This window comes from Legionella parisiensis, from assembly GCF_001467945.1.
GTDB classification, from domain to species: domain Bacteria; phylum Pseudomonadota; class Gammaproteobacteria; order Legionellales; family Legionellaceae; genus Legionella; species Legionella parisiensis.
This window is the reverse complement of the sequence record NZ_LNYQ01000013.1, coordinates 703093-723384: the sequence shown is the minus strand read 5'-3', so window position 1 is coordinate 723384 and position 20292 is coordinate 703093. Positions and strand designations below refer to the sequence as shown.

The window sequence follows — 20292 nt, the reverse complement described above, 5'->3', positions numbered from 1 at the left end:
TTATGAATGGAATTCAAAAATAAAAAAGTGCATTCACAATAGTGAAAGATTAGTGAGAATGGATTCTACATTTCATAATTAACACATAAGGTGAAAAATCATTGATTACCCTTCACCGCACCAAGGCTACAATTGCTATTTTCTTCGTTTATTGTATTCGCGAATTTTCATATCTGTATTATATTGCGAGAGGGAGTATACAGCCCATAAAGCAGCAGGGATCCAGCCAATAAGGGTTAGTTGTAATATCAAACAAACAATTCCAGCTATTGGACGACCAATAGTGAAAAATACTGAAAACGGTAAGAATATAGCTAAAAGTATACGCATTTGAACTCTATCATTAATATGTTTTTATCTCATTGTATTCATTTGATGTTTGATATTCAACGCGTGCCTAAACATGCATACGGGGTCCGATCTTTTCATTTAATAGCATGCAAAATGGAGATTTTAAAAGATGTCGTTGATATGTCTTTCTTAATTAGCGTGTTATTGGCTTTCTCAACTGATAGATAATAACATTTTGGCTTATTTAGTAATCGATTTGATTTTTTGAAATGCCGATATATTTGTTGATCTTCCAATTTAATCAAATAATCGACTTATTTCTTTCTTCTCCAGAGTTTTCATATTCAGAAAAATAAATTGAATACATATTGATTGATAAGTGTTCCTTAAGGTTTGTATGTCATACTTTAATCCCATTTTTATTTGGTTCCAAAATGTGCGTTATATTATATATCCCTTTTCCTATGTCTGTAGAAACAGATCTCATCGAACTAGCGATTAATTGGGATAATCAAAAATTAGAGCAACATATTCGAATTATAAGGCATGGTGAAGACAATTTGGAGATACCGGAGGATGAGTTACTGGAAATATACATAATAGGACACGGGATATGTAATCCGGAATTCATACAAGAACACGGGCTCTATCATCACATTTGTGCAGGTCCAGAACTTGGATACAATATCATCTCTATAGAAGAGGTGGCTAAAAGATATCAACAAGATTTTTTCTTTTATAAAAATAATATTCAAGGGGTTAAATTATATTTTTGTAATTTAACGGATAGCAATGAATATATAGCACAAATATTTCAACAATCACTCGTGGATACCTTCCAGAATATAAAAATTAATCATTATGAAGGTATTCTTTTTGGTCCTGATAATAAGGGTCATAAATATTCTAAAGATAAAAATAGTGTAGTTTCACGCGCCTCAGAAAGACGTCTTTTTATTTACAAACCAGAAAATAAAGTAAATGATGACTTCGAATACACCAATCGTTTACGTTTATTTAAACAAACATCGATGTCCTATGAAGATAGTATCGAACGACGATCGAATAAACAACTTGAAAGAAGAAGAGAAAATAGAAATGAAGAATTTAACAGTCGGCGCAGGTTTTAAATCTAAAGAATAAAATATGGTTGTCTATAGCCTTTGCAATTTTTAGAGGCTATAGGGCTTTTTTCCTAGCCCCTCGTCATGAGGTCTGTATTACAATTTAGATAAATCTATAGCTTATAAGCATTCCCAATGAAGTTATTTTGCTGATTATCCTGCGGTCAATCATGCTCTCTTATTTTTGACGAGTTATCTCTGGGGCATGTAGCGTTTCTCCCACTATTTTTTGATAACGCTGCACGCCAGGCTCTGAGTACTTTCTTCGACCATATACCCTCTTTTTCTGCCACTGAATCCTGAATTATGGATAAGGGGTTATACAGCAAAATTTGTTAGTACATGTGCATCCAAAAAATATATAATCAATGATGAAGGCAAATGATAAACAAGTGTTACCCATTGACGATTTTCTTTGCAAGAATTATCTTTGTTTCTCGTGATCTATTAATTATGTATATTTAAAATTATGTGATTTATAAATGTCCTCTTAATAACATTTAAAAACTTATATTTAAAATATCTGCAACGGAAGTAGAAGATAACTTTATGAACTATTATGCGATTTTGTTAAGAATTTACCAACTCATTACAGGCTTGCTCCCAATGCTACTGGTTGCTTGTACCCATCAGCAACCTAATGGTCCTGATCACTATGTAGTCAGAGGGAAGACATATCATGTGATGAAATCTGCCAAAAATTACAAAGCAAAAGGAGTTGCTTCCTGGTATGGGTCGCACGCTCGGAATCAAAAAACATCTACCGGAGAGCGCTACAACATGTATGCGATGACAGCAGCTCATCCAACACTCCCATTTGCTACCCGAGTACGGGTTAAAAACCTGAATAATGGCCGTACGATTGTGGTTCGAATTACTGATCGAGGACCTTTTTTATCGAACAGGTTAATTGATTTATCCTTTGGTGCCGCTAAAAAGCTCGGTATAAAAGGCATTGCCCCAGTTGAAATTGAAGTAGTTTGAAATTACAATTCGCTCTCATTAGCTTTTCCTTTTTTGGAAAAAAGCAGTTTCAAAATGAGCGCATTCTCTCATGATATCGAGTTGTTATAATAACGACTTTCAATTAAGAGAGGAAAATACGCTATGTCCAAAAGAATACCACAAATTACCCTCATCTTTGATCAAGGAACAAAAAGTGAGGTCCATTTTACTTACCGTGCTAATTTAACTGACAGCGAATTTAAAAGAAAAATTGGGGCATCCGATATTGAAGATAATGCAGATGATGAAACCTATCCTTGTTATGTAAAAGGAGAGACGCTTTCCCGCGCTATATCAATTTCTGAAAAGGAAAAATCGGGATGTACACGCACTCACATTTTTACAGTTATATTTCAAAACGAAGCGGAAATAGATAAATTTGAGAAGGATCTAAGAGAAGGGAACATGAGCCTTTTGGCTAACGCGATGGATACTGTACGTCCATTCAGTACAGATAACATTAATAATATTAAAAAATTTCTAACAGAGCATTCGTCACAATCCCCTCAAATAGATATCAACGAGACGGATAGCGATGTACCCTTAACTGCTAAGAAAAAAAGTGACTTGGATTCACCCTACTCTCCACGACTATTTGCATCCAAGGATACTACCCCACCTAATTCAAGAACTGATACAAATCAATTTAAAATATAAGCAAAAAATAATCCGTCAAAATAAAAGCAAGCGAGGTTGGGCTGTAAGCCCAACGCCCGATCTTGACCTTAGAAATTGATTATTAATAAAAAATATAATAATAACGCATATCAGTGATTTACCCGAGTATTTGCTGGGTTTTTCGGCCAAGTCTATGCTTGCTAATATGTATTTTTACCTCAAGCAACTAATTAATAGTGGTTGCATTAGCGAGTTGGACCCGCGTGAACGGAAATGAATTTATCTCTGATTATCACGGGTAGGATTATTCTGAAAATTAAGTGTGATCAAAAGCATTTCTAATATAGCGTCTACAGTAAATGCCCGAATTTAATTCAAGTAGGAATCATTCATTATTGAGTTAATCTCCCGCCTTATAAATCTTTATGTATTTAAATTAAGTTTTTGATCATAATATTTGTCAGATCACTTCAAATAAAATCCAAATGAACACTAAATGTATTGACTGATGGATATCGATTCGCAATAATCATTTCGTAGCATGTGATCAATATTATTGGCGAAATTGGGCATGAAGCAGGTCATGCACTTAATGTTTCAGCTAAAATCGCGAATAATAAAGCAAATGCATATACCTATGAAATTGAAGTGATGCTAAAACTGATCGCAACAAACAGTCCCTTGCTCTTTGGGAGTACCAACAATGATATTAAATCTTATTTTGATGAACGACTTCCTTTTTATAATAAAGAACTTTCAAAAAATAAGCATCTTGCCAGACTGGTAGATTTTATCAAAGAGCAATTTAAGCTTAAGGGAGAAACACTTTTATCAAAAGATCCAAAAAGGATTTCTATCTTTTTGACAGGTGTAACTTTGTTTACTCACAGTCAGTGGAATCAAGAAAATGAAATCGTTTCCTCAAAAAATGGATGGAATGACACTTACCATAAGAGTTTAAGAAACTGTCAACTATATTAATTAAGGTTTTTTATGAAATATCATCTACTTCCTATTCCTAAAAAATTAACTCATCAGGAAAATAATAATAGCCAGTTAAAATTTGCATTTCTTGATGCCAAGAGAGAACTGAAAAACAGTTTGACTAAATTATGTAGAAAAGAAAAAGGTGAGCATTCTAACGAAATCTTTTATCTTTATGATAAAGAGAACATGCAGAAACTAATAAAACAACTTAATGATGGAGACGAAATTGTTCTCCATGGAGAAGGACAGCCCTTCCTTATTGGATTAGAACAACCTAGTGACTATGATTTAACCCCCTTTAAACTAGCAAAGTTATTAGCAAAAAATAACTTACCAGACATAGACATAAATATTAATTTATTAGCCTGTTTTTCCGCCACCCAATATCATGAACTAAATTTTGCCCATGATACCTCCGATGCACTCTTTGCTATATTTAAATATGAGAAGCCGAGGGTAACAGGATATACAGGTATGATAAAAGTGAGCGGCAATGCTAAATTTTCAGTTACCACTGAAATGGAAAAAGATAAAAGAGGCTCTCATGGAAGTCTGAAAGATGCATGTTTAGTTTATCGAAATGGGCAACTGATAAAAAAAGGACGCATTCTAGGTGATAATTCGCATATTGCTTATTCTTGGGCTGCTGTATATATTGAAAGAGCAAGAAAACAAAATGCAATTGTGGCTTTTGCAAAAGAAAACAATGATAGTCATGCTAAAGCAAAAATCACACGTTCAAAATCATTTGAGTCTAATTTAAACCTAGTAGGAGAAAAACAAGCCGCCCTAACACCAAACTTAAGGCGCGAACAATCATTAATGTTTTTCTTTACTCCATCTCAAGAATATGAGAAACCTATGCCTCCTGAGGATTCGAGCCTTCTATTACCTGAATTGCTTTAAATTTTTTGCATACTCACATCAAAAAACACATCATGGAGATCTAGAAAGATACATTAGAAAACCTCTCCGCTTTTTAAATGCTTAAATAAGTAATTAAAGCGTTATTCCAATTAATGAGTTCTTAAAATGTTATAATAAATAATATTTATAGAACTCATTTACTTTTATGTCTCCCGAAGGAAAGCTTGGGTTTTAAACGAACAAGAATTTAAACGTCTTTTAATTTTTTAATTATTGCTAAAGACTCCTCTTTTGCATTACGCAATGTAGCAATGATTTATTGTACTTTTGGATGAGATCCGGATTACGATACGGAAAAATCGGAATTATTGGTCAACCTTGGGGCCATAATGCAAGGGAAGCACGTGATGCAATTTACCCAAGAGGAGCAAAATATATTGTATAAGCATTCAAATCTATTAGGAAAAATGGGTCTTTTAGGCATGACTGATACAGAAGCGAGTATACAACACATCACGAAAGAAGTTAGTAAAGGTTATACTCCCCTATGCCCCATTTACAGCCTCTCCTTGTGATAAATAACATCGGACTGGCGTTTTATACCTTATGGAACATGATGATGAAGGATATGATTTTAAAATAAATAATATTAATTTAATACAATGAGCCCCTAATCTGCTCAGACACTAAAAGATGTAACTACGGTTTTTTCTCGATTTTAACATATTTGATTTCCTTTCTACAAAATCGAGTTCTATTTCTCGTTTTACTTTAATTGATGGTAATAGAGGTAGTGCTAAAAAACTCGCGATAACAAAAATAATTATCTCAGCAAGCGTAGCCGTAATCAGGATATTGAACTTCTATCATCGGGGATTACGGCTACGCTTGCTGAACCTATTGATTTAGTTTCAGTTTATTTAAGCAGTTTTATGAAAAGTACATTTATTCTCAGTGCCTTGCTGAGGAACTCCATCAGAATTAACCTGATAAGTTTGTACAATAAGTTCATCACCACTCATGCTGAAAGTAGTTTCTAAATTAGCGGTCATTAGTGTTTGATCGGAACTACCATCAGTCCAATTGGTGTTAACAAACACAGCCTTATTCTTTAACACTGTTCGTTCAGTATTCCAGGTAAGGAGAAAATGTAAATTTGATGAGGACCATTTACTGGATGACGACTCACTTAACATTTCACCTATGCTGTATTGTTGTCCATCCAATTCGATATAAAAAGAGTCATTATTAATGATTAAAGTCTGTATTTCATCATTTCCTGAACAAGTTCCAGACCAGTTTCCAGAAAAATCAGTGTAGTTTTGTTTCAGTGTATTTTTTTGAGTGGCAACTGTTTGGTAATGAAGTTTTTGTACCGGATAAAATTTATTCCAAAAACTAGAGGCAAAGGAAGAAGTAACCAGACAAGTTCCCAGTAAAACAGTACTAATTGTTTTATTAAGCATTAAAAACTCCAAATAATTAATTATGTTAATGTATGAGAATGAATAACCTCTCAGTAATTGAGTAATAATAAATACAAAAGTGATATTGAAAAAATGGTGAGTGGAGTCATAACACTGCTGAATTAAAGCATCTAGATGATCCCTAGGAAGACGAAAGTCTATCAACCCAATAGCTCACTTAATTTTCTTTACCTCAGCAACAAACCCAGTTTATTCTTGAAAACCAAGTTTTGAAACCAGTTCTCCTGTTCATCCCGAGGAGAAGACACGTTGCACGTCATTCATGCATTCGAATGATAATAAGTTAGTCGTATTGATTTTGTCAAAATATTATAGTCCACATAGTTATTGCCTGAACGTCTAATTAAGCGCACAAATTAATATGAACCGGTTTTTGTTGACACCCAGCAATTTTATTTTAAATAAGGGTTTTAGAAAATACTTACATTAGCACACTTAGCTTAAGCGTAGCCTGGGCGCCGGCTAGGACCGAAACCCGGGTTGCACTTTTCAATCAGGCAGCTTGCTATTCTATTCGTTGAAATCGAGGGACTGTTTTCCCATGATGAATGACATTCTCAAAAAACATCTGCATAGGTCGAACCCAAAGTTGGTTATCCCCAAATTGATCACAATGATAAAGTGCTTTGTACACTATCATCTCTTCATCTGTTTCACTATGACGTGCTTGGCCAATGACTTCATATAATTTTTCGTTTTTATAATGCCTGTATTTTCCACATATAACAGAATCAGCTAACATTTATCCACTCCCATGTGATTCATAGTCATTAATACTCACAAGATTTCAAAATTATAGAATACAGTTAAGCCAGTTTTCACTGATTTTTTTATGGTGCCATTTTGCGATCGATACCAAATATTTCTGATGGAAATTGGTCAGGAAGGAAGGATTTGAACCTTCGACCTAGCCCCCATTTTTTCTCCATTCGATTTTAAACCGTATCAAATAGTTTTAAAAAACCTCTTTGGAATTACATTGAGAATTATTTGAAATTGCCTTCGGGAGTCAGGGGTCGCAAGTTCAATTCCTGTCACTCCGACCATATAAATATGAGTTATTAAGTTCACCAAAGGAAAAAACGGCTCTATCGCCTGCTCCATTATCTTAAGGATTAACGCGCTCTTCTAAGTCTCTAACTAGGGATTTACCTGGTGTAAATTTTTTAAAATTGTTTTATAAGTTGACCTTTAATTACTAGAGATAAAATGCTTTTCTGCAATATCCCACTCACTTTTTGATACATCAAACACAAGTGTGTACTTCATACCAAGGCGTGTCTAAATTATAGGCTATTGTATTGTTTGATGAGCAAACATAGCTCCTAAGAAGCAAAGCGGATCACGGAGACACACATGCTGTACAATATCCATTCACCATGGTAACATTTTCCACTTTAAAGAAACGTAACAATTCCTTCACGATAACTAAATGAAAACAACTAAATGTTAAGAGCCGACGCTATAAATCCTTTTGATAATTTGCCCAATGAAACACTGCAATATTTGCTCCGCTTTAGCAATCATCACGGCATGTTAGTGTGCAAACGCTTCCTAGAAGCTGATAGAGAAGTAACCAAAAATGAAGCGCAAAAGTTTTTCACCGACTACCTAATAACAAAAACTATAAACTTTGACTCAGTAAACCCTCTAAAGATAATCTATCTTATAAATGTATTTGCGCTTGATGAATTGCCTAAAATATCAGATCCAAACGAAAAAACAGCCACTATTGGTATCTTATTATTACAATTATATGAAGTGCTGTATTTCTATACCAACCATAACCAGATAGAATTTACACTTCTACGCGAACCCGACGTACTAACGAGTTCAGCATGGGCAGTTTCTTATTTAGTTACTTCTAATGATGAGAGTGATTCACTAAGAACTCCTATTTCAGAACAAGATATTAATAAGCTCAAAGACGATGTAAGTGATATGCTGGCTTTTCTTACTAACACAAACCCAGAACAAAACATCAAAACACGTTATTTTAATGAAATTGTTACAGGGATGATGCAAGATTTCAAAGCAGGCATGAAGTATGCCGAAGATAATACATCTGGCTGTAATTTACGCTTTTTTAGCTTTACCGCTGAAAGTAAACCACAGATGATTTTACGCTTAATTAATCAATGTGCTTCTTTGCTTGAAACCCAGCCACCTACACCTCAGACAAGTTGCATCATGTTTTAATTTAGGCTTTTAAATTTAATCAGTACCTAGGCTTGCTGTGTTTATCATAATGATTCCATGCTTTGTATTTGATTTTAGGCGCGACCTGCCACTCAGTAAGTTCTACCCCTATTTTCAGAGCATTGATTCATGGTTATCTTTCTTAAAATTCATCGCCGGGACTCATAACTTTAGACTAAAACTTTAATCTTGCCCGATGGTTAATAAAACGGGTGTTTTTGGTGCATAACGATGAGGTCTTGCTTTTATAGGGTAAACCGGGGAAAATTCCGCTCCAGAACTAGTTCCAAATCAAAGTGTTCGAAAATACACTAATATTCTTGTTTTTGGAATGTGTTTTTGATGACAGGAGGTTTATGTGAAGTTCGGTTATGCTCTGTGTCAAAAAATGAACAGAGCCTGGTAGAGCAGCGGAGGACTATAAGGCTCTCTTGCCTTTTAACTTGACAGGATTAAACTAATTGTTCCTTTCCAAGCAACCCGTATTTCCACGAACGTTTACGTTCTATCTAAAATTTTTTTAAGATTGAGGTATCTCAATAACCAATTTTAAACATGAGTTATTGACACTTAGATATTGAGATGAGTTTTTAAAATACTCATTCTGGTGAACTTGTGCTGCTCTCTTGAAAAGCGATAGTTTGATGATCCCTCCAAGCATATTATTTTTTAGTGCCTTTAGTAATTAAGGACAGGCATGCGCTTTGTCCTTGGGATTACTCCTCGATTTGCAAGGCTTCGAAATCTATGCATAATAACATTACACTAAAAATACGGAAGAGCCGTGAAAACATACGGACAACAAATTTCTATGGACGATCTAAACCAATATAAAGCAAAACTTTTAGAATCAACAAGTGACGTTGTTCTTATTACAGATAACAATCTAGACAACCCTATAATTCTGTATGTAAATAAAGCTTTTGAGAATCTAACTGGCTTTACTAAAGAAGAAGCGATTGGTCAAACGCCTCGCATACTGCAGGGCTCAAATACTGATAAAAATACGCTAAGACGCATAAAAAGATCACTGGTACTTAAAAAACCTGTTCGTGTTGAACTTCTCAACTATAGTAAAGATGGTCGAGAATATTGGTTAGATTTTTCAGTAATTCCACTATTCGATGATAAGGGCGAAGTTTCCTATTTTGGTGCGATAGAGAGAGATATTACCCAACAGAAAATCTCGCAGAATAACTTATACGAACTTGCAAATAAAGATGAGCTCACAGGCGCAATTAATCGAAATCGCTTTTATGATGTTGCTGCTGTATCTTTTGCTAATCATCTCAGGAGCAACCTAAACTTTGCGATTATGGTCATTGATGTTGATAGCTTTAAGGATATTAATGATACATTTGGGCATTTAGAGGGTGATGAACAGTTAAAGTTAATTTCATCTATATGTCTCAGTAAGATTCGACAGACAGATTATTTATGTCGATTCGGTGGAGATGAGTTTATAGTACTGGTTCATGGAGTAGATAGCGATGCATTAAAAATTAAAGCGGATTCAATTATAACTGCCATATCAAATAATCAAGACATCAAAACCAGTGTAAGCATCGGTGCAACATTAGTAGATAAAAAGGATACTAATATTGACGATTTAATTGCTAGAGCAGATTTAGCACTCTATCAGGCTAAGAAAAAAGGGAAAGGCAATGTGAGTGTCCTTTTGGCTTAAATGCCTAGTGATGTAATCAAGCAAATTTATACACCCCAGTTAAGCCACTTTTTTCAATAACTACCAATAACGATTTTCAAATTGATTCATACTTTGATAATCCTACAACCAGTTGATTCCCCTATCACCATATTAACTTGTTGAAAATAAAATTCACTAGAGTTAAATGGATTATAAATCTCTTCCTTAATTTAATCCGATTGTATTTTCAGGGTAATTTACCCTGCTTTCTAAACCTTGACCAAGAAGCCCATGGGTCATAAACACATTTTCTGCTTCATAGGCAAACAGCCTTTTGGCTTTATCAGATAATTCAACCCGTATTTCCCCAACGCATACAATATAATAAAGTACCTCATTATCATCTTCTTCAAATGCTTGATTGACTGCGAGAAGCGCTTTATCTCTTTGAGCATAAACAGTACCCCGACTGCATTCATAAGTATGGGAAATGTGGGTGAGAGTTTCTTCGTTGCGGATGGCTTTAAACCCAATAATTTGTTTTATTGAGGGAGAAAGACGTTTGCCGTGGTGCTTTTTGTGAGTAGTTATCATTATGATTCTTATTTGGGATATAGCAGAGTTCTTTATTATGAGAAAATTTCGTCAAAAAAATATTGGACAATTTGTAGCACATCAATTGTGGAAGCAGCATGAAGGATCTTGGCAATTAAGAGTGTGGGACAACAATGAAATTGCTAGTGCATTTTGGAACAATGTAATTCAAAAGTTTGTAAGCAAACCAGTTATTACAATTAAGATGACTTATCAAGGCCATGAAGGACTACTTGTATATCAATTTAAATCTCAAGGTTAAGTTTATTCATTGCCAGTTTGGGCTGGATATGCGGTCAGTTTTCAATCCAATTTCCTTGAAAAATCATAGGACTTCATCAGCTAGATCATATTTTTGCGACACAACCCTATTAATATGAGTATTTCTGCACTAAATTATCAAAGATAAATGGATTAGTAGACAACCAAAATGCCATAATATAGGGTCACATTTAAAGAGATCTTAATTAAAGGAAGTTTTAGTTAATCTCATTTTGGAGCAATTTACGGCTTTGTTTCTTAGCCTCAGGCATGCAATTCGTCTGATTGAAAGCTACAGATGGTATTAATAGTATTGAAAGGAACTAATTTTGAAAAAAAAAACTAAAAAAGATCAAATAAATCTTGTCTGTGCATTATGTGAAACCAACCTCGAATTTGATTTTACCTTCGCTTTTCAACCCATTGTTGATGTGAATAAAAAAGAGATTTTTGCCTACGAAGCTTTGATACGAGGATTGAAAGGAGAAGGAGCAGAAGAGATTCTGTCTAAAGTTAACGAAACAAATCGTTATCGATTTGATCAAGAATGCCGTATACGAAGTATTTTTCTTGCCCAAAAACTTGGAATGAAGGAATGTATTTCCATTAATTTTCTACCCAATGCAATTTACTCACCTGAACTATGTATAAGAACTACTATAGCTGCAGCAGACAAAGCAAATTTTCCCTTAGATAAAATTATTTTTGAAGTGACTGAAAGCGAACAAATTAATGATCCAAAAAAATTACTTACTATTTTTCAGTATTACCAAAATCGGGGTTTTTCAACTGCTATTGACGACTTTGGTGCGGGATATGCCGGTCTTGGGTTGCTTTCTGATTTCCAACCGAATTTCATTAAAATTGATATTAAGTTGGTTCGTAATATTGATTCTGACCCAGTGAAACAAGCTATGGTTAAAGGAATTATTTTAACTGTTAATCTACTCAAAATAAGGATTATTGCTGAGGGGGTAGAAACAGCAGAAGAGGCTCGGTGGTTTAAAGAAAATGGCATTTCACTCATGCAAGGTTTTTATTTTGCAAGACCAGGATTTGAGTGTCTTCCTAAAGTAACTAATTGGGGTTCCCTGGAAGAACCAACAAAAAGAGGGATTTCAAAATAACACCATTTGAAAATACTAAGCCGCCGCTTGTTTTTCATCTTTCCAAAAGCTCTGTTTTAGCTGATTCTCGAATTTCTGTACAAGGCCAGAAATATCAATGATGCCATTGATCTTCTTGAAGTTATATTTTCCTGTAAAAAGAATATGAATCCATGCAATGGGTGATATGATCCTTCCTCGAATAGCCGTACACCTTGTTTAAGAGATACAATTTCGTCAACAAGGAGTAATAATGGTAAGAAACGTATACACAAAAGAGTTCAAAATGAAAGCTGAGCAAAGCAGTAAATCATTACGCCAAGTAGCAAGGGAATTAGGAGTAGCGGAAAATAATCTCTATAACTGGCGAAAACATTACAAGAGCAATCAAGAGAAATCATTTCCTAATCAACCTCGACTTGATGAAAAAGAATTGGAATTAAGGCGATTAAGAGCACGAGTTGCTGAACTTGAAGAGGAACGAGAAACTCTAAAAAAAGCCGCAGCGTTTTTCGCCAAGGAAGGCCAGCGAAGTACGAGTTAATCAAAGAACAATCGGCTTTCCATCGTGTAAAAACTCTATGTCACGCATTAAATGTATCAAGCAGCGCCTATTATTCATGGTTAAAAGATAGGCTTAGTCAACGTAAGCAAGGGGATGCACTTTTGGCTAAGACGCTACGAGAAGAATATGAAAAATCACGACAAACCTATAGTGTTCCGCGATTACAGCAGTGGGAAAACAGTTTACTCCAATAGCTGTCAATGTTGCTTGGGCTTCTGATATTACTTACATCCATACAGATTAGGGTTGGCTCTATTTAGCTACAGTAATTGATTTATTTAATCGAAAAATTGTGGGTTGTGGAGTATGGGAACACGCTTGGACTTATCGAGGAGGCTTTAATTCTGGCTATCCAACGCAATAAACCACCTCATGGTGTTATTCATCATTCGGACAGGGGATCGCAATATTGTAGCAACGCATATCAGGCACTTCTAAAAGAACATGGATTTATTTGCTCCATGAGTGGCTCAGGTAATTGCTACGATAATGCTGTTATGGAAAGCTTTTATCATACCTTAAAAATTGAGGGATTTATGGAGTTTCATATAAAACAAGAAAAGAGGCTCAATTAGCTCTATTCGATTACATTGAAGTGTTTTTACAATCGACAACGTATCCATTCCTCTTTAGGATTTCAAACCCCTAATGACTTTGGCATGGTTGCTTAATGTTGGTGTCCGGTTTTTCGAGGGAAGATCAATCCGTACCAAAACTGGTACCAAAAATTTCTGATGGGGTTTGGCCAATTCTAACTAGAAGTGCGACAGACAAAAATACTGTATATTCAAGTTGTTGAATACATGAATATTAAAGCAAAGGAGTCTGCCACATGAGAGATTATACTCATTTAACGTTGAATGATCGACAACGTTTATATACCTATCTTGATATGGGTTTATCAATAAGATCAATATCGAAAAAACTATTAAGACATCCATCGACTTTATACCGAGAAGTTAATCGCAATAAAGAGCATCATGTATATCTGCCTGGTATAGCTCATCAGTACGCTGTTTCAAGAGCATCGAATGGTCGACGCAGTAAATTAGAAAAGGATGGGTATTTACGAGACTATGTATGTAGAAGTTTAAAAAAAGGTTGGAGCCCAGAGCAAATTTCAGGAAGGATGAAATACCAAAAGCTCACTATTTATGTTTGCCCAGAAACCATTTATCAATATATTTATAAATCAAAAAATAAAGAGCTTTATCATTGTTTACCCTATAAACAGGCTAAAAGATACAAACGTTATTCGAGAAAACAGCATCATTGCCGTTTTGGTGGTGACATGCGTTTAATTACAGAAAGACCCGCTGATATTAATTCAAGAACACGCTTTGGTCATTGGGAAGGGGATACTATTCAATTTATGGGTAACAAAAAGAAAGTAGTTACAACATTAGTTGAGCGTAAATCGAGAATGGTTTTTCTTATTAAGAATAATAGCAAGCATTCCAAAGGTGTTATGGAGAGGATAGGTAATAAGTTTGAAAACTTACCTCAACAAATGCTTAAGTCAATAACTTTCGACCAAGGGGTTGAGTTTGCTGATTATAGGTATCTTGAAGATAAAATGAGTTGTAATGTCTACTACTGTGAAACCCATTCTCCTTGGCAGAAAGGAAGTAATGAAAACATGAATGGTCGTATAAGACGATATCTGCCAAAAACAACTACAATTGACAATGTAACACAAAAAGAGCTTGATTTATTAGCTGATAAAATGAACCTATGCCCAAGAAAATGTTTAGGATTTAAAATGCCAAAAGAAGTGTTTATACAGCAACATAAAAATGATTGTCGCACTTGGAGCTAGAATGCGCCGGCAAATTTTTTTTATAAGTCATTGATTTTATTGATAGGCCGTATAGGGTTCGAACCTATGACCAAGAGATTAAGAGTCTCCTGCTCTACCAACTGAGCTAACGGCCCGTGTTTAAAATGAATTGTAATGTGCGCTATTAACCATCATAACATGGCAACTACAATTAAATAGTAGCTGATATCGATAAATTTTCCACTGGAAATTGTTTTGGATGTGATTGACTTTTAATGGTTATTTACAGGCAGGTTGGGTCATTCTGGCCCAACCTGCCAGATTACATTTTTGCAGGATCTGTTTTAACTGGGAGAGCCTACTGGTTGGAGCTTTGACACAATATATTTATCTCGATAGGCAACGAAGAAAAAGCCCATAACTCCTATTGCCAACGTGACAGGTATAACACCTATTCCATATACAAAAGCACTCGCTTCACGAATCCCGCCGTTTGCATTGACTACAAAACCAATCACTGTATGGAAAGCATAACCAAAAATCATGATTATCATGTTAGCAATCGCAGTCGTCAGGCCAGCAAGATGCTCGGGAACATAAGTGGAAACTGTATAAATCGCCAAAATCTGATAAGCGCAACACATTCCAACCAATATAAAAGATACAGTAATGCTGGATACTGTTAACATACCCATAACAAGTGCAGTGAAAACCACGCACATGCTTATCCCTGCAGCGATAATTGTTCCCAGATAATATCCTGTTTTTTCCGCGATTAAACTTAAAATCGGGGATCCAAAACACATTCCTATAAAGATCATTGATGGCAAGTAATTTGCTGTTGATGTATTCAAGCCATAAACTTGTCTTAAAAAGCCAGATCCCCACACATCAGAAAAACCTTCAAGAGGTCCGAGCATCAACCCGGAAAAACAGCAAATCAAGATTACTTTTTTATTGGTAAAAACCGTTTTAATATTAGAAAGAACTGATGTGTGATAAGTAGGTTTTTCATCGGGAACAATAAAATAGGTGATACAAGCCAGTATGAGACCAATAGCAATAAACACTTCAATTACCATTTTGTAACCCACTGCCTGACACATATAACTCACAGGTCCACCACCATAAACAGCGCCAATAAGTCCTATCATCACCGAAAAACTAAGCATTCGAGAAAAATGCTGCTCTTTAAAAGTCATACGTATGATTTTAAATGTTCCCAAAATCGCTGCCGAAGATCCAATACCAATTAACGCCCTTCCTACTAGGGGATAAATCCAATTATCAGCGAAAATAAGCGGTAGCAATCCAACAACAGGAAGCAAGATGCATACTGTCATAACTTTTCTTGGCCCAAAACGATCCAGCATAATCCCAATTGGCAAATGCATTAAAGAGTAACCAAGATAATAAATGCCAGAAAATTGCCCAAAAACCGTCGCATCGATGTGAAATTGTGACGTAATATCATTCATCATAATATTGGGCATCACTCTAAGAACATATTGGTATGCATAAAATATTGACGCAATAATCCATACAAACCAGGCAACAACTCGTGATGTAGACATAAAAATCCTCAAAAAAACAAGCAGCTAATATACGCACAATGACTATAACCTATGCATCCCCCTATTTTAATTCATTTTTTTTGAAATTTTATTGCAAATATAGGCTTTTATAGAATTAATTTGAACTAAAATTTCATTTTTTAATGATTTTTTAGATTTAAATGCTAAAATATAAAAAATTCATGTTATTTTTAAACACTATGGATCGCACTGACAAAAAAATACTTGATATACTCCAATCAAATTGCCAAATCAACAATCAAGAGCTAGCAGACATGGTAGCCTTATCACCTTCTCCATGCCTTCGCCGTGTTAAATTATTAGAAGATAATGGATACATAAAGAGAATGGTTGCACTTCTTGAACCTGAAAAAATAGGTTTAAAATTATCCGTGATTGTTTTAGTTGGATTAAATAGTCACCAACCCGCTGTCATGAACCAATTTGAAGAGGCTGTGCGCTTTCTTCCTGAAGTCATTCAATGTTATTTAATTACAGGTCAATCTGCAGATTATGTATTGAAAGTAATTGTACCAGACCTGAATGCATACCAATCTTTTTTATTAGATAAGCTAACGCGTATCAATGGCGTAACAAGTGTGCAATCAAGCTTTATATTAAGAACTATTTGTGAAACAACATCCCTGCCATTAGATCATCTCGATTAACTACTTGTTTCTTTTCCTTAAGGTTAAACCAATTGGCTTCTTCTGATTTTTAAGTAAATTACATTGAATTGAATGAATAAAAAAAGTAATGTATGGCGTCAATCAAAAAGGAGAAAAATATGACATTGAAGTTGTTGTTGGCTTTTGTGGGCTTTTGTGCTGCAAGTGCGGCCTCATCAGCACCTCTACCCCCATACATTGATAAAGATGGTCCTGTTTGTACTGGTGTACTATGTGCTTTTAAAAACCCTGGGGGGCTCTACGTAAGTGGTACAGGTTATTATGTACAACCAAGTGAAACAGGCATCGGATTAGTCACTGACAGCTGGCTATTCAATGTTCCTGGCGGCACTCAAGCAGAAAGCACACCTTTTGATCCTGACTACCAATGGGCAGGAAGTGTTGCTGTTGGTTATGATATACCAATGTCCGCAAATAACATTGAAGTCAATTATCTTTATTTAAAAAATAAAACCCACGCTGTGAATAGTTTTGCCAATGGCTCAGTTTTATTTGGAAGTATTTTATTCCCTGATGCGTTTATTCCTATCGCGTCTATGCCTGGATTAGTCAGTGATGCATTTTTGAATTATAGAGTCGATCAAGCAGATATAAGAGCAGGAAGAAAATACAGTGATACGTCAGGGGTGTTTAAAATACGCCCTTCTCTTGGGGTGCGCTACGTGCAAATAAAGCATGACCTGTCTTTTGCAGCACCAGGACATGTTAGTAGCAAATTTAGCGGTGCTGGCCCCTTAATCAGTCTGGACGGGCATTACGACTTGGGCCATGGCTTTGGTTTGCTTGGTTATTTTGATTACGCGCTTATGGCAGGCTCCATGCAATCCTTCTCAGAGGTTTTTTTAGGTTCTAACTTCAGCTTCAAATGGCCCAAGCGCAATCGAGTTGTTAATAGCATCACAGGAAAAATTGGTTTGGACTACACTCATGCATTGACTTATAGTACAACCTGGACAGCGGCTATTGGATATCAAATCAACGAATATCTGAGCTCTATGGATACACTTAGAGGATTTACTGGGGTAACTTTTAGTCCTGATGGAGTAAATTTAGGACCTCAACGTATTGCTGGTAATGAAACAAATAACTTCTCATTCCAGGGGTTGTTTTTAAGCCTTACACTACATGCATAAAATACATCACCACTTTTGTCCTTAAAAAGCCATCCCATTTTTTATCAAAAGAGAAAATGAAGCCGTGAAAAACCTGTAAAGAGACAGGTTCTTCGCGGCTTCATTTATTTTGAGCAGCCATTACCTTATACTACAATTAATGCCTGTGATATAACAAAGCGTAGGATCTGCTTTTTTCTTCCAGTAAACAACTAACTATGAGATCCAAATGTTGATTTCATTTTAAGGACCATCATGCTCTGGGCGCTGATTTCTCTATTTTTCTTCTGGTTAGTTTACCGAGAGCTCACTGGTCACTTACCCATATCCAAAGGTTATCTTGCAATATCCCTGATCTTGGCTTTGTTATTTGCATGGCCTCCTTTTCGTCACTGGCGTTTTGAACATTTTTTAACAGAAATTGCAAAACAATTAGCCGAAAATCATTCTGTAAAAGTACACTGCAATACCTTATTTGACACACTTTTCGATGAGGAACCAAGGGTTTATGGCCATACAGACCCTAAAACTGGATACATTGTCATCCAATATCCCAAATGCTCGCTATTGATGGATTATGTGAACCATCCTGAGCGTGCAACCTTGGATGAAATCATCTCTCTAAATATCTTAACCCATGAAAGCATGCACGCTCGTGGTGAATATAATGAAGCAAAAACCGAATGTGAGGCAGTACAAAGAAATTACCGCACAGCAAAACTGCTCGGGATTCCTGATTACATCGCAAAAAAAAATGCTTTGGATTACTATAATAATTTTTACCTTAAACGTCGTGATAGTTATTTCTCAAAAGAATGCGCTCCAGGTAAAGCAATGGACGAGCATTTAAGTGATTCGACATGGAGAGAGTAAGCACACTGTATGAATTCATCATTAGCAATTATTGACTAACCCCAATCATTTCAAGGAATATAAAGAATAACCTGTACTAATACACAACCAAATATAAATAAGTATGAGAAATACACTTTTGAGCCAGACGATGATCGCTTCATGTTAAAGAGAATACTGTTCTTGATATTATTGGTATCAGGTGTGTTAAGCTGCAATAGAGGGGTTGAACAGCACATCGTTTTGCCATCTAAATTTCCTTCCAGTACAAAGGATTATAAACCCATAGCTGATTTACCTTTTGTTGCTTGGTGGCAACAATTTCATGATGTAGAATTGAATCAATTGATCGACGCTGGCTTGCAGAACAACATGGATATTCATATTGCCATAGGAAACTTACAACAAGCAAAAGGCGAATTGCTGCAAGTCAAACTCAGTTGGCTGCCCTTCGTACAAATACTCGCTGGCTACTCCACCAATCCGGCCCTTGGGTCACCAGGTACTTTCTATGGGGTATGGCCCTATTATTTCGTGAACATTATGAAACTTTATGCGCAACAGAAAAAAGCCACATACAATGTTCAATTTTACCGTACTGCAATTGAGAGCGTACGCCTTGCATTAATTGGCCAGATCGCATCAGCATACTTCACTTTAATTGCTCAATTAGAACAATTAAGATTACTGCAACAACTGGATAGTGACTTAAAGTCATTAATTAAACTGAGTCGAGGGGATATTAAAATTGGTTTAGCAAATGAAATTACTCTAGCTCAATTGCAAACCGATGAGCGTCTGATCGCAGCACAAATTAAACCTATTTTGCATAATATAGTTCTCAGTGAAAATGCACTTCGTTATTTAATTAATGCGAATCCAGGCAGGGTAAACAATAAAAATAATTTCGCGAAAATAGATTTTTCCCGTTTTAAACCAGGCAGCTTACCTGCTACCGTATTAAATAATCGTCCTGATTTGAAAATGGCATTCTATACATTAAAAACTTCTAGAGCAGGTATTACAGTTGCCTATAGTGATTTTTTCCCAGGAATTCAGTTAGATGATTTTCTAGGTGAAGTAAATTTGCCGCACAGTAATTTTGCTGACACAACGGATGCATACGTCAATTGGACGCTTTCGCTCAGTACCCTGGGAAACATTGCGGCAAGTAAAGGTGCCTATAATGCAAAAGCTGCTGAATTGAATAAAACGGTGAGACAGATTTTAAAAGAAGTCGATAGTGACTTTTCTGCCAACAGGCGCATGAGTGAAAAATTTATGGCTTATTTACGTGCTGAAAAGGATTATGGTCATAAATACAAATTACAACAAGGGTTACTAAAAACGGGATTAATCTCCTATAAAGAATTATTACAAAGCAAAATCTATTTAGATAACTTGGCTCTCTCAACAAATCAGGCCAAATTGGAGCTCGCCATGTCATTGGTTATTTTATATCAAGACTTGGCGGGTGGATATGCATATACTCAATAGAGTTCTTGTTGATGATGTTTAAGTATGGAATTTTAA

22 protein-coding genes and 1 tRNA gene are annotated in these 20292 nt (G+C 35.5%); 17 read left to right on the top strand and 6 right to left on the bottom strand.

Annotated elements, in window-relative coordinates:
- Positions 1–135 precede the first annotated feature (135 nt).
- On the bottom strand, positions 136–330 hold the full coding sequence (locus tag Lpar_RS09320; protein ID WP_058517688.1) for a YqaE/Pmp3 family membrane protein: 195 nt from the start codon (positions 328–330) through the stop codon (positions 136–138).
- Positions 331–755: 425 nt separating this feature from the next.
- Between Lpar_RS09320 and Lpar_RS09315 the strand changes: the two genes are divergently transcribed.
- The 6 genes from Lpar_RS09315 (at position 756) to Lpar_RS18825 (ending at position 5467) form a co-directional block, all read left to right on the top strand.
- The gene (locus Lpar_RS09315; RefSeq protein ID WP_069683587.1) at positions 756–1421 is read left to right on the top strand and encodes a hypothetical protein; all 666 of its coding nucleotides are present in this window, start codon (positions 756–758) and stop codon (positions 1419–1421) included.
- A 543-nt stretch (positions 1422–1964) separates the two neighbouring features.
- Positions 1965–2399, top strand: a complete 435-nt coding sequence (locus Lpar_RS09310) for a septal ring lytic transglycosylase RlpA family protein (protein WP_058517686.1) — start codon at positions 1965–1967, stop codon at positions 2397–2399.
- Between the two features lie 123 nt (positions 2400–2522).
- Positions 2523–3077: a hypothetical protein gene (locus Lpar_RS09305; protein WP_058517685.1), complete on the top strand. Its 555-nt coding sequence runs from the start codon at positions 2523–2525 to the stop codon at positions 3075–3077.
- 504 nt (positions 3078–3581) lie between these two features.
- Positions 3582–4019: a hypothetical protein gene (locus Lpar_RS09300; RefSeq protein ID WP_058517684.1), complete on the top strand. Its 438-nt coding sequence runs from the start codon at positions 3582–3584 to the stop codon at positions 4017–4019.
- Between the two features lie 12 nt (positions 4020–4031).
- Positions 4032–4931 (top strand): hypothetical protein, encoded by a 900-nt coding sequence (locus Lpar_RS09295; protein WP_058517683.1) that lies wholly within the window; start codon positions 4032–4034, stop codon positions 4929–4931.
- Between the two features lie 350 nt (positions 4932–5281).
- Positions 5282–5467, top strand: a complete 186-nt coding sequence (locus tag Lpar_RS18825) for a hypothetical protein (protein ID WP_133133966.1) — start codon at positions 5282–5284, stop codon at positions 5465–5467.
- Positions 5468–5812: 345 nt separating this feature from the next.
- On the opposite strand, the gene Lpar_RS09290 is transcribed toward Lpar_RS18825, so the two are convergent.
- Positions 5813–6358 carry a hypothetical protein gene (locus Lpar_RS09290; protein ID WP_058517682.1) on the bottom strand — a complete coding sequence of 182 codons (546 nt, stop codon included), beginning with the start codon at positions 6356–6358 and terminating at the stop codon, positions 5813–5815.
- Positions 6359–6884: 526 nt separating this feature from the next.
- Positions 6885–7121 carry a DUF1653 domain-containing protein gene (locus Lpar_RS09285; protein WP_058517681.1) on the bottom strand — a complete coding sequence of 79 codons (237 nt, stop codon included), beginning with the start codon at positions 7119–7121 and terminating at the stop codon, positions 6885–6887.
- 704 nt (positions 7122–7825) lie between these two features.
- Here Lpar_RS09285 and Lpar_RS09280 point away from each other — a divergent pair.
- Positions 7826–8578 (top strand): hypothetical protein, encoded by a 753-nt coding sequence (locus tag Lpar_RS09280; protein WP_058517680.1) that lies wholly within the window; start codon positions 7826–7828, stop codon positions 8576–8578.
- Positions 8579–9362: 784 nt separating this feature from the next.
- Positions 9363–10265 carry a sensor domain-containing diguanylate cyclase gene (locus tag Lpar_RS09275; protein WP_058517679.1) on the top strand — a complete coding sequence of 301 codons (903 nt, stop codon included), beginning with the start codon at positions 9363–9365 and terminating at the stop codon, positions 10263–10265.
- A 186-nt stretch (positions 10266–10451) separates the two neighbouring features.
- Here the strand turns inward: Lpar_RS09275 and Lpar_RS09270 are convergent, their stop codons facing one another.
- Entirely contained in the window at positions 10452–10820 is a 369-nt protein-coding gene (locus Lpar_RS09270) for a hypothetical protein (protein ID WP_058517678.1), read from the bottom strand.
- Between the two features lie 37 nt (positions 10821–10857).
- Here Lpar_RS09270 and Lpar_RS09265 point away from each other — a divergent pair, with 37 nt between their 5' ends.
- The 5 genes from Lpar_RS09265 to Lpar_RS09245 all read left to right on the top strand — a co-directional run bounded on the left by Lpar_RS09265 (position 10858) and on the right by Lpar_RS09245 (position 14571).
- A complete protein-coding gene (locus Lpar_RS09265; RefSeq protein ID WP_133133965.1) occupies positions 10858–11082 on the top strand; it encodes a hypothetical protein in 225 nt (74 codons plus the stop codon).
- Positions 11083–11410: 328 nt separating this feature from the next.
- Positions 11411–12208 carry an EAL domain-containing protein gene (locus Lpar_RS09260; RefSeq protein ID WP_058517676.1) on the top strand — a complete coding sequence of 266 codons (798 nt, stop codon included), beginning with the start codon at positions 11411–11413 and terminating at the stop codon, positions 12206–12208.
- 232 nt (positions 12209–12440) lie between these two features.
- Positions 12441–12731 carry a transposase gene (locus Lpar_RS09255; protein WP_058517675.1) on the top strand — a complete coding sequence of 97 codons (291 nt, stop codon included), beginning with the start codon at positions 12441–12443 and terminating at the stop codon, positions 12729–12731.
- Positions 12732–13021: 290 nt separating this feature from the next.
- Entirely contained in the window at positions 13022–13327 is a 306-nt protein-coding gene (locus tag Lpar_RS18480; RefSeq protein WP_082650355.1) for a DDE-type integrase/transposase/recombinase, read from the top strand.
- A gap of 257 nt (positions 13328–13584) precedes the next feature.
- On the top strand, positions 13585–14571 hold the full coding sequence (locus Lpar_RS09245) for an IS30 family transposase (RefSeq protein WP_058517674.1): 987 nt from the start codon (positions 13585–13587) through the stop codon (positions 14569–14571).
- 43 nt (positions 14572–14614) lie between these two features.
- Here Lpar_RS09245 and Lpar_RS09240 read toward each other — a convergent pair.
- Positions 14615–14687 (bottom strand) — tRNA-Lys (locus Lpar_RS09240).
- Between the two features lie 189 nt (positions 14688–14876).
- Complete coding sequence (locus Lpar_RS09235; protein ID WP_058517673.1) at positions 14877–16106, bottom strand: MFS transporter; 1230 nt, start codon at positions 16104–16106, stop codon at positions 14877–14879.
- 200 nt (positions 16107–16306) lie between these two features.
- Between Lpar_RS09235 and Lpar_RS09230 the strand changes: the two genes are divergently transcribed.
- From Lpar_RS09230 to Lpar_RS09215, 4 genes are all read left to right on the top strand, one after another.
- On the top strand, positions 16307–16774 hold the full coding sequence (locus Lpar_RS09230) for an Lrp/AsnC family transcriptional regulator (RefSeq protein ID WP_058519225.1): 468 nt from the start codon (positions 16307–16309) through the stop codon (positions 16772–16774).
- Positions 16775–16893: 119 nt separating this feature from the next.
- Positions 16894–17928 carry an Lpg1974 family pore-forming outer membrane protein gene (locus Lpar_RS09225; RefSeq protein WP_058517672.1) on the top strand — a complete coding sequence of 345 codons (1035 nt, stop codon included), beginning with the start codon at positions 16894–16896 and terminating at the stop codon, positions 17926–17928.
- Between the two features lie 234 nt (positions 17929–18162).
- Positions 18163–18780, top strand: coding sequence for a hypothetical protein (locus Lpar_RS09220; RefSeq protein WP_058517671.1), 618 nt, complete (start codon positions 18163–18165; stop codon positions 18778–18780).
- A 141-nt stretch (positions 18781–18921) separates the two neighbouring features.
- Complete coding sequence (locus Lpar_RS09215; RefSeq protein ID WP_058517670.1) at positions 18922–20256, top strand: TolC family protein; 1335 nt, start codon at positions 18922–18924, stop codon at positions 20254–20256.
- Positions 20257–20292 lie beyond the last annotated feature (36 nt).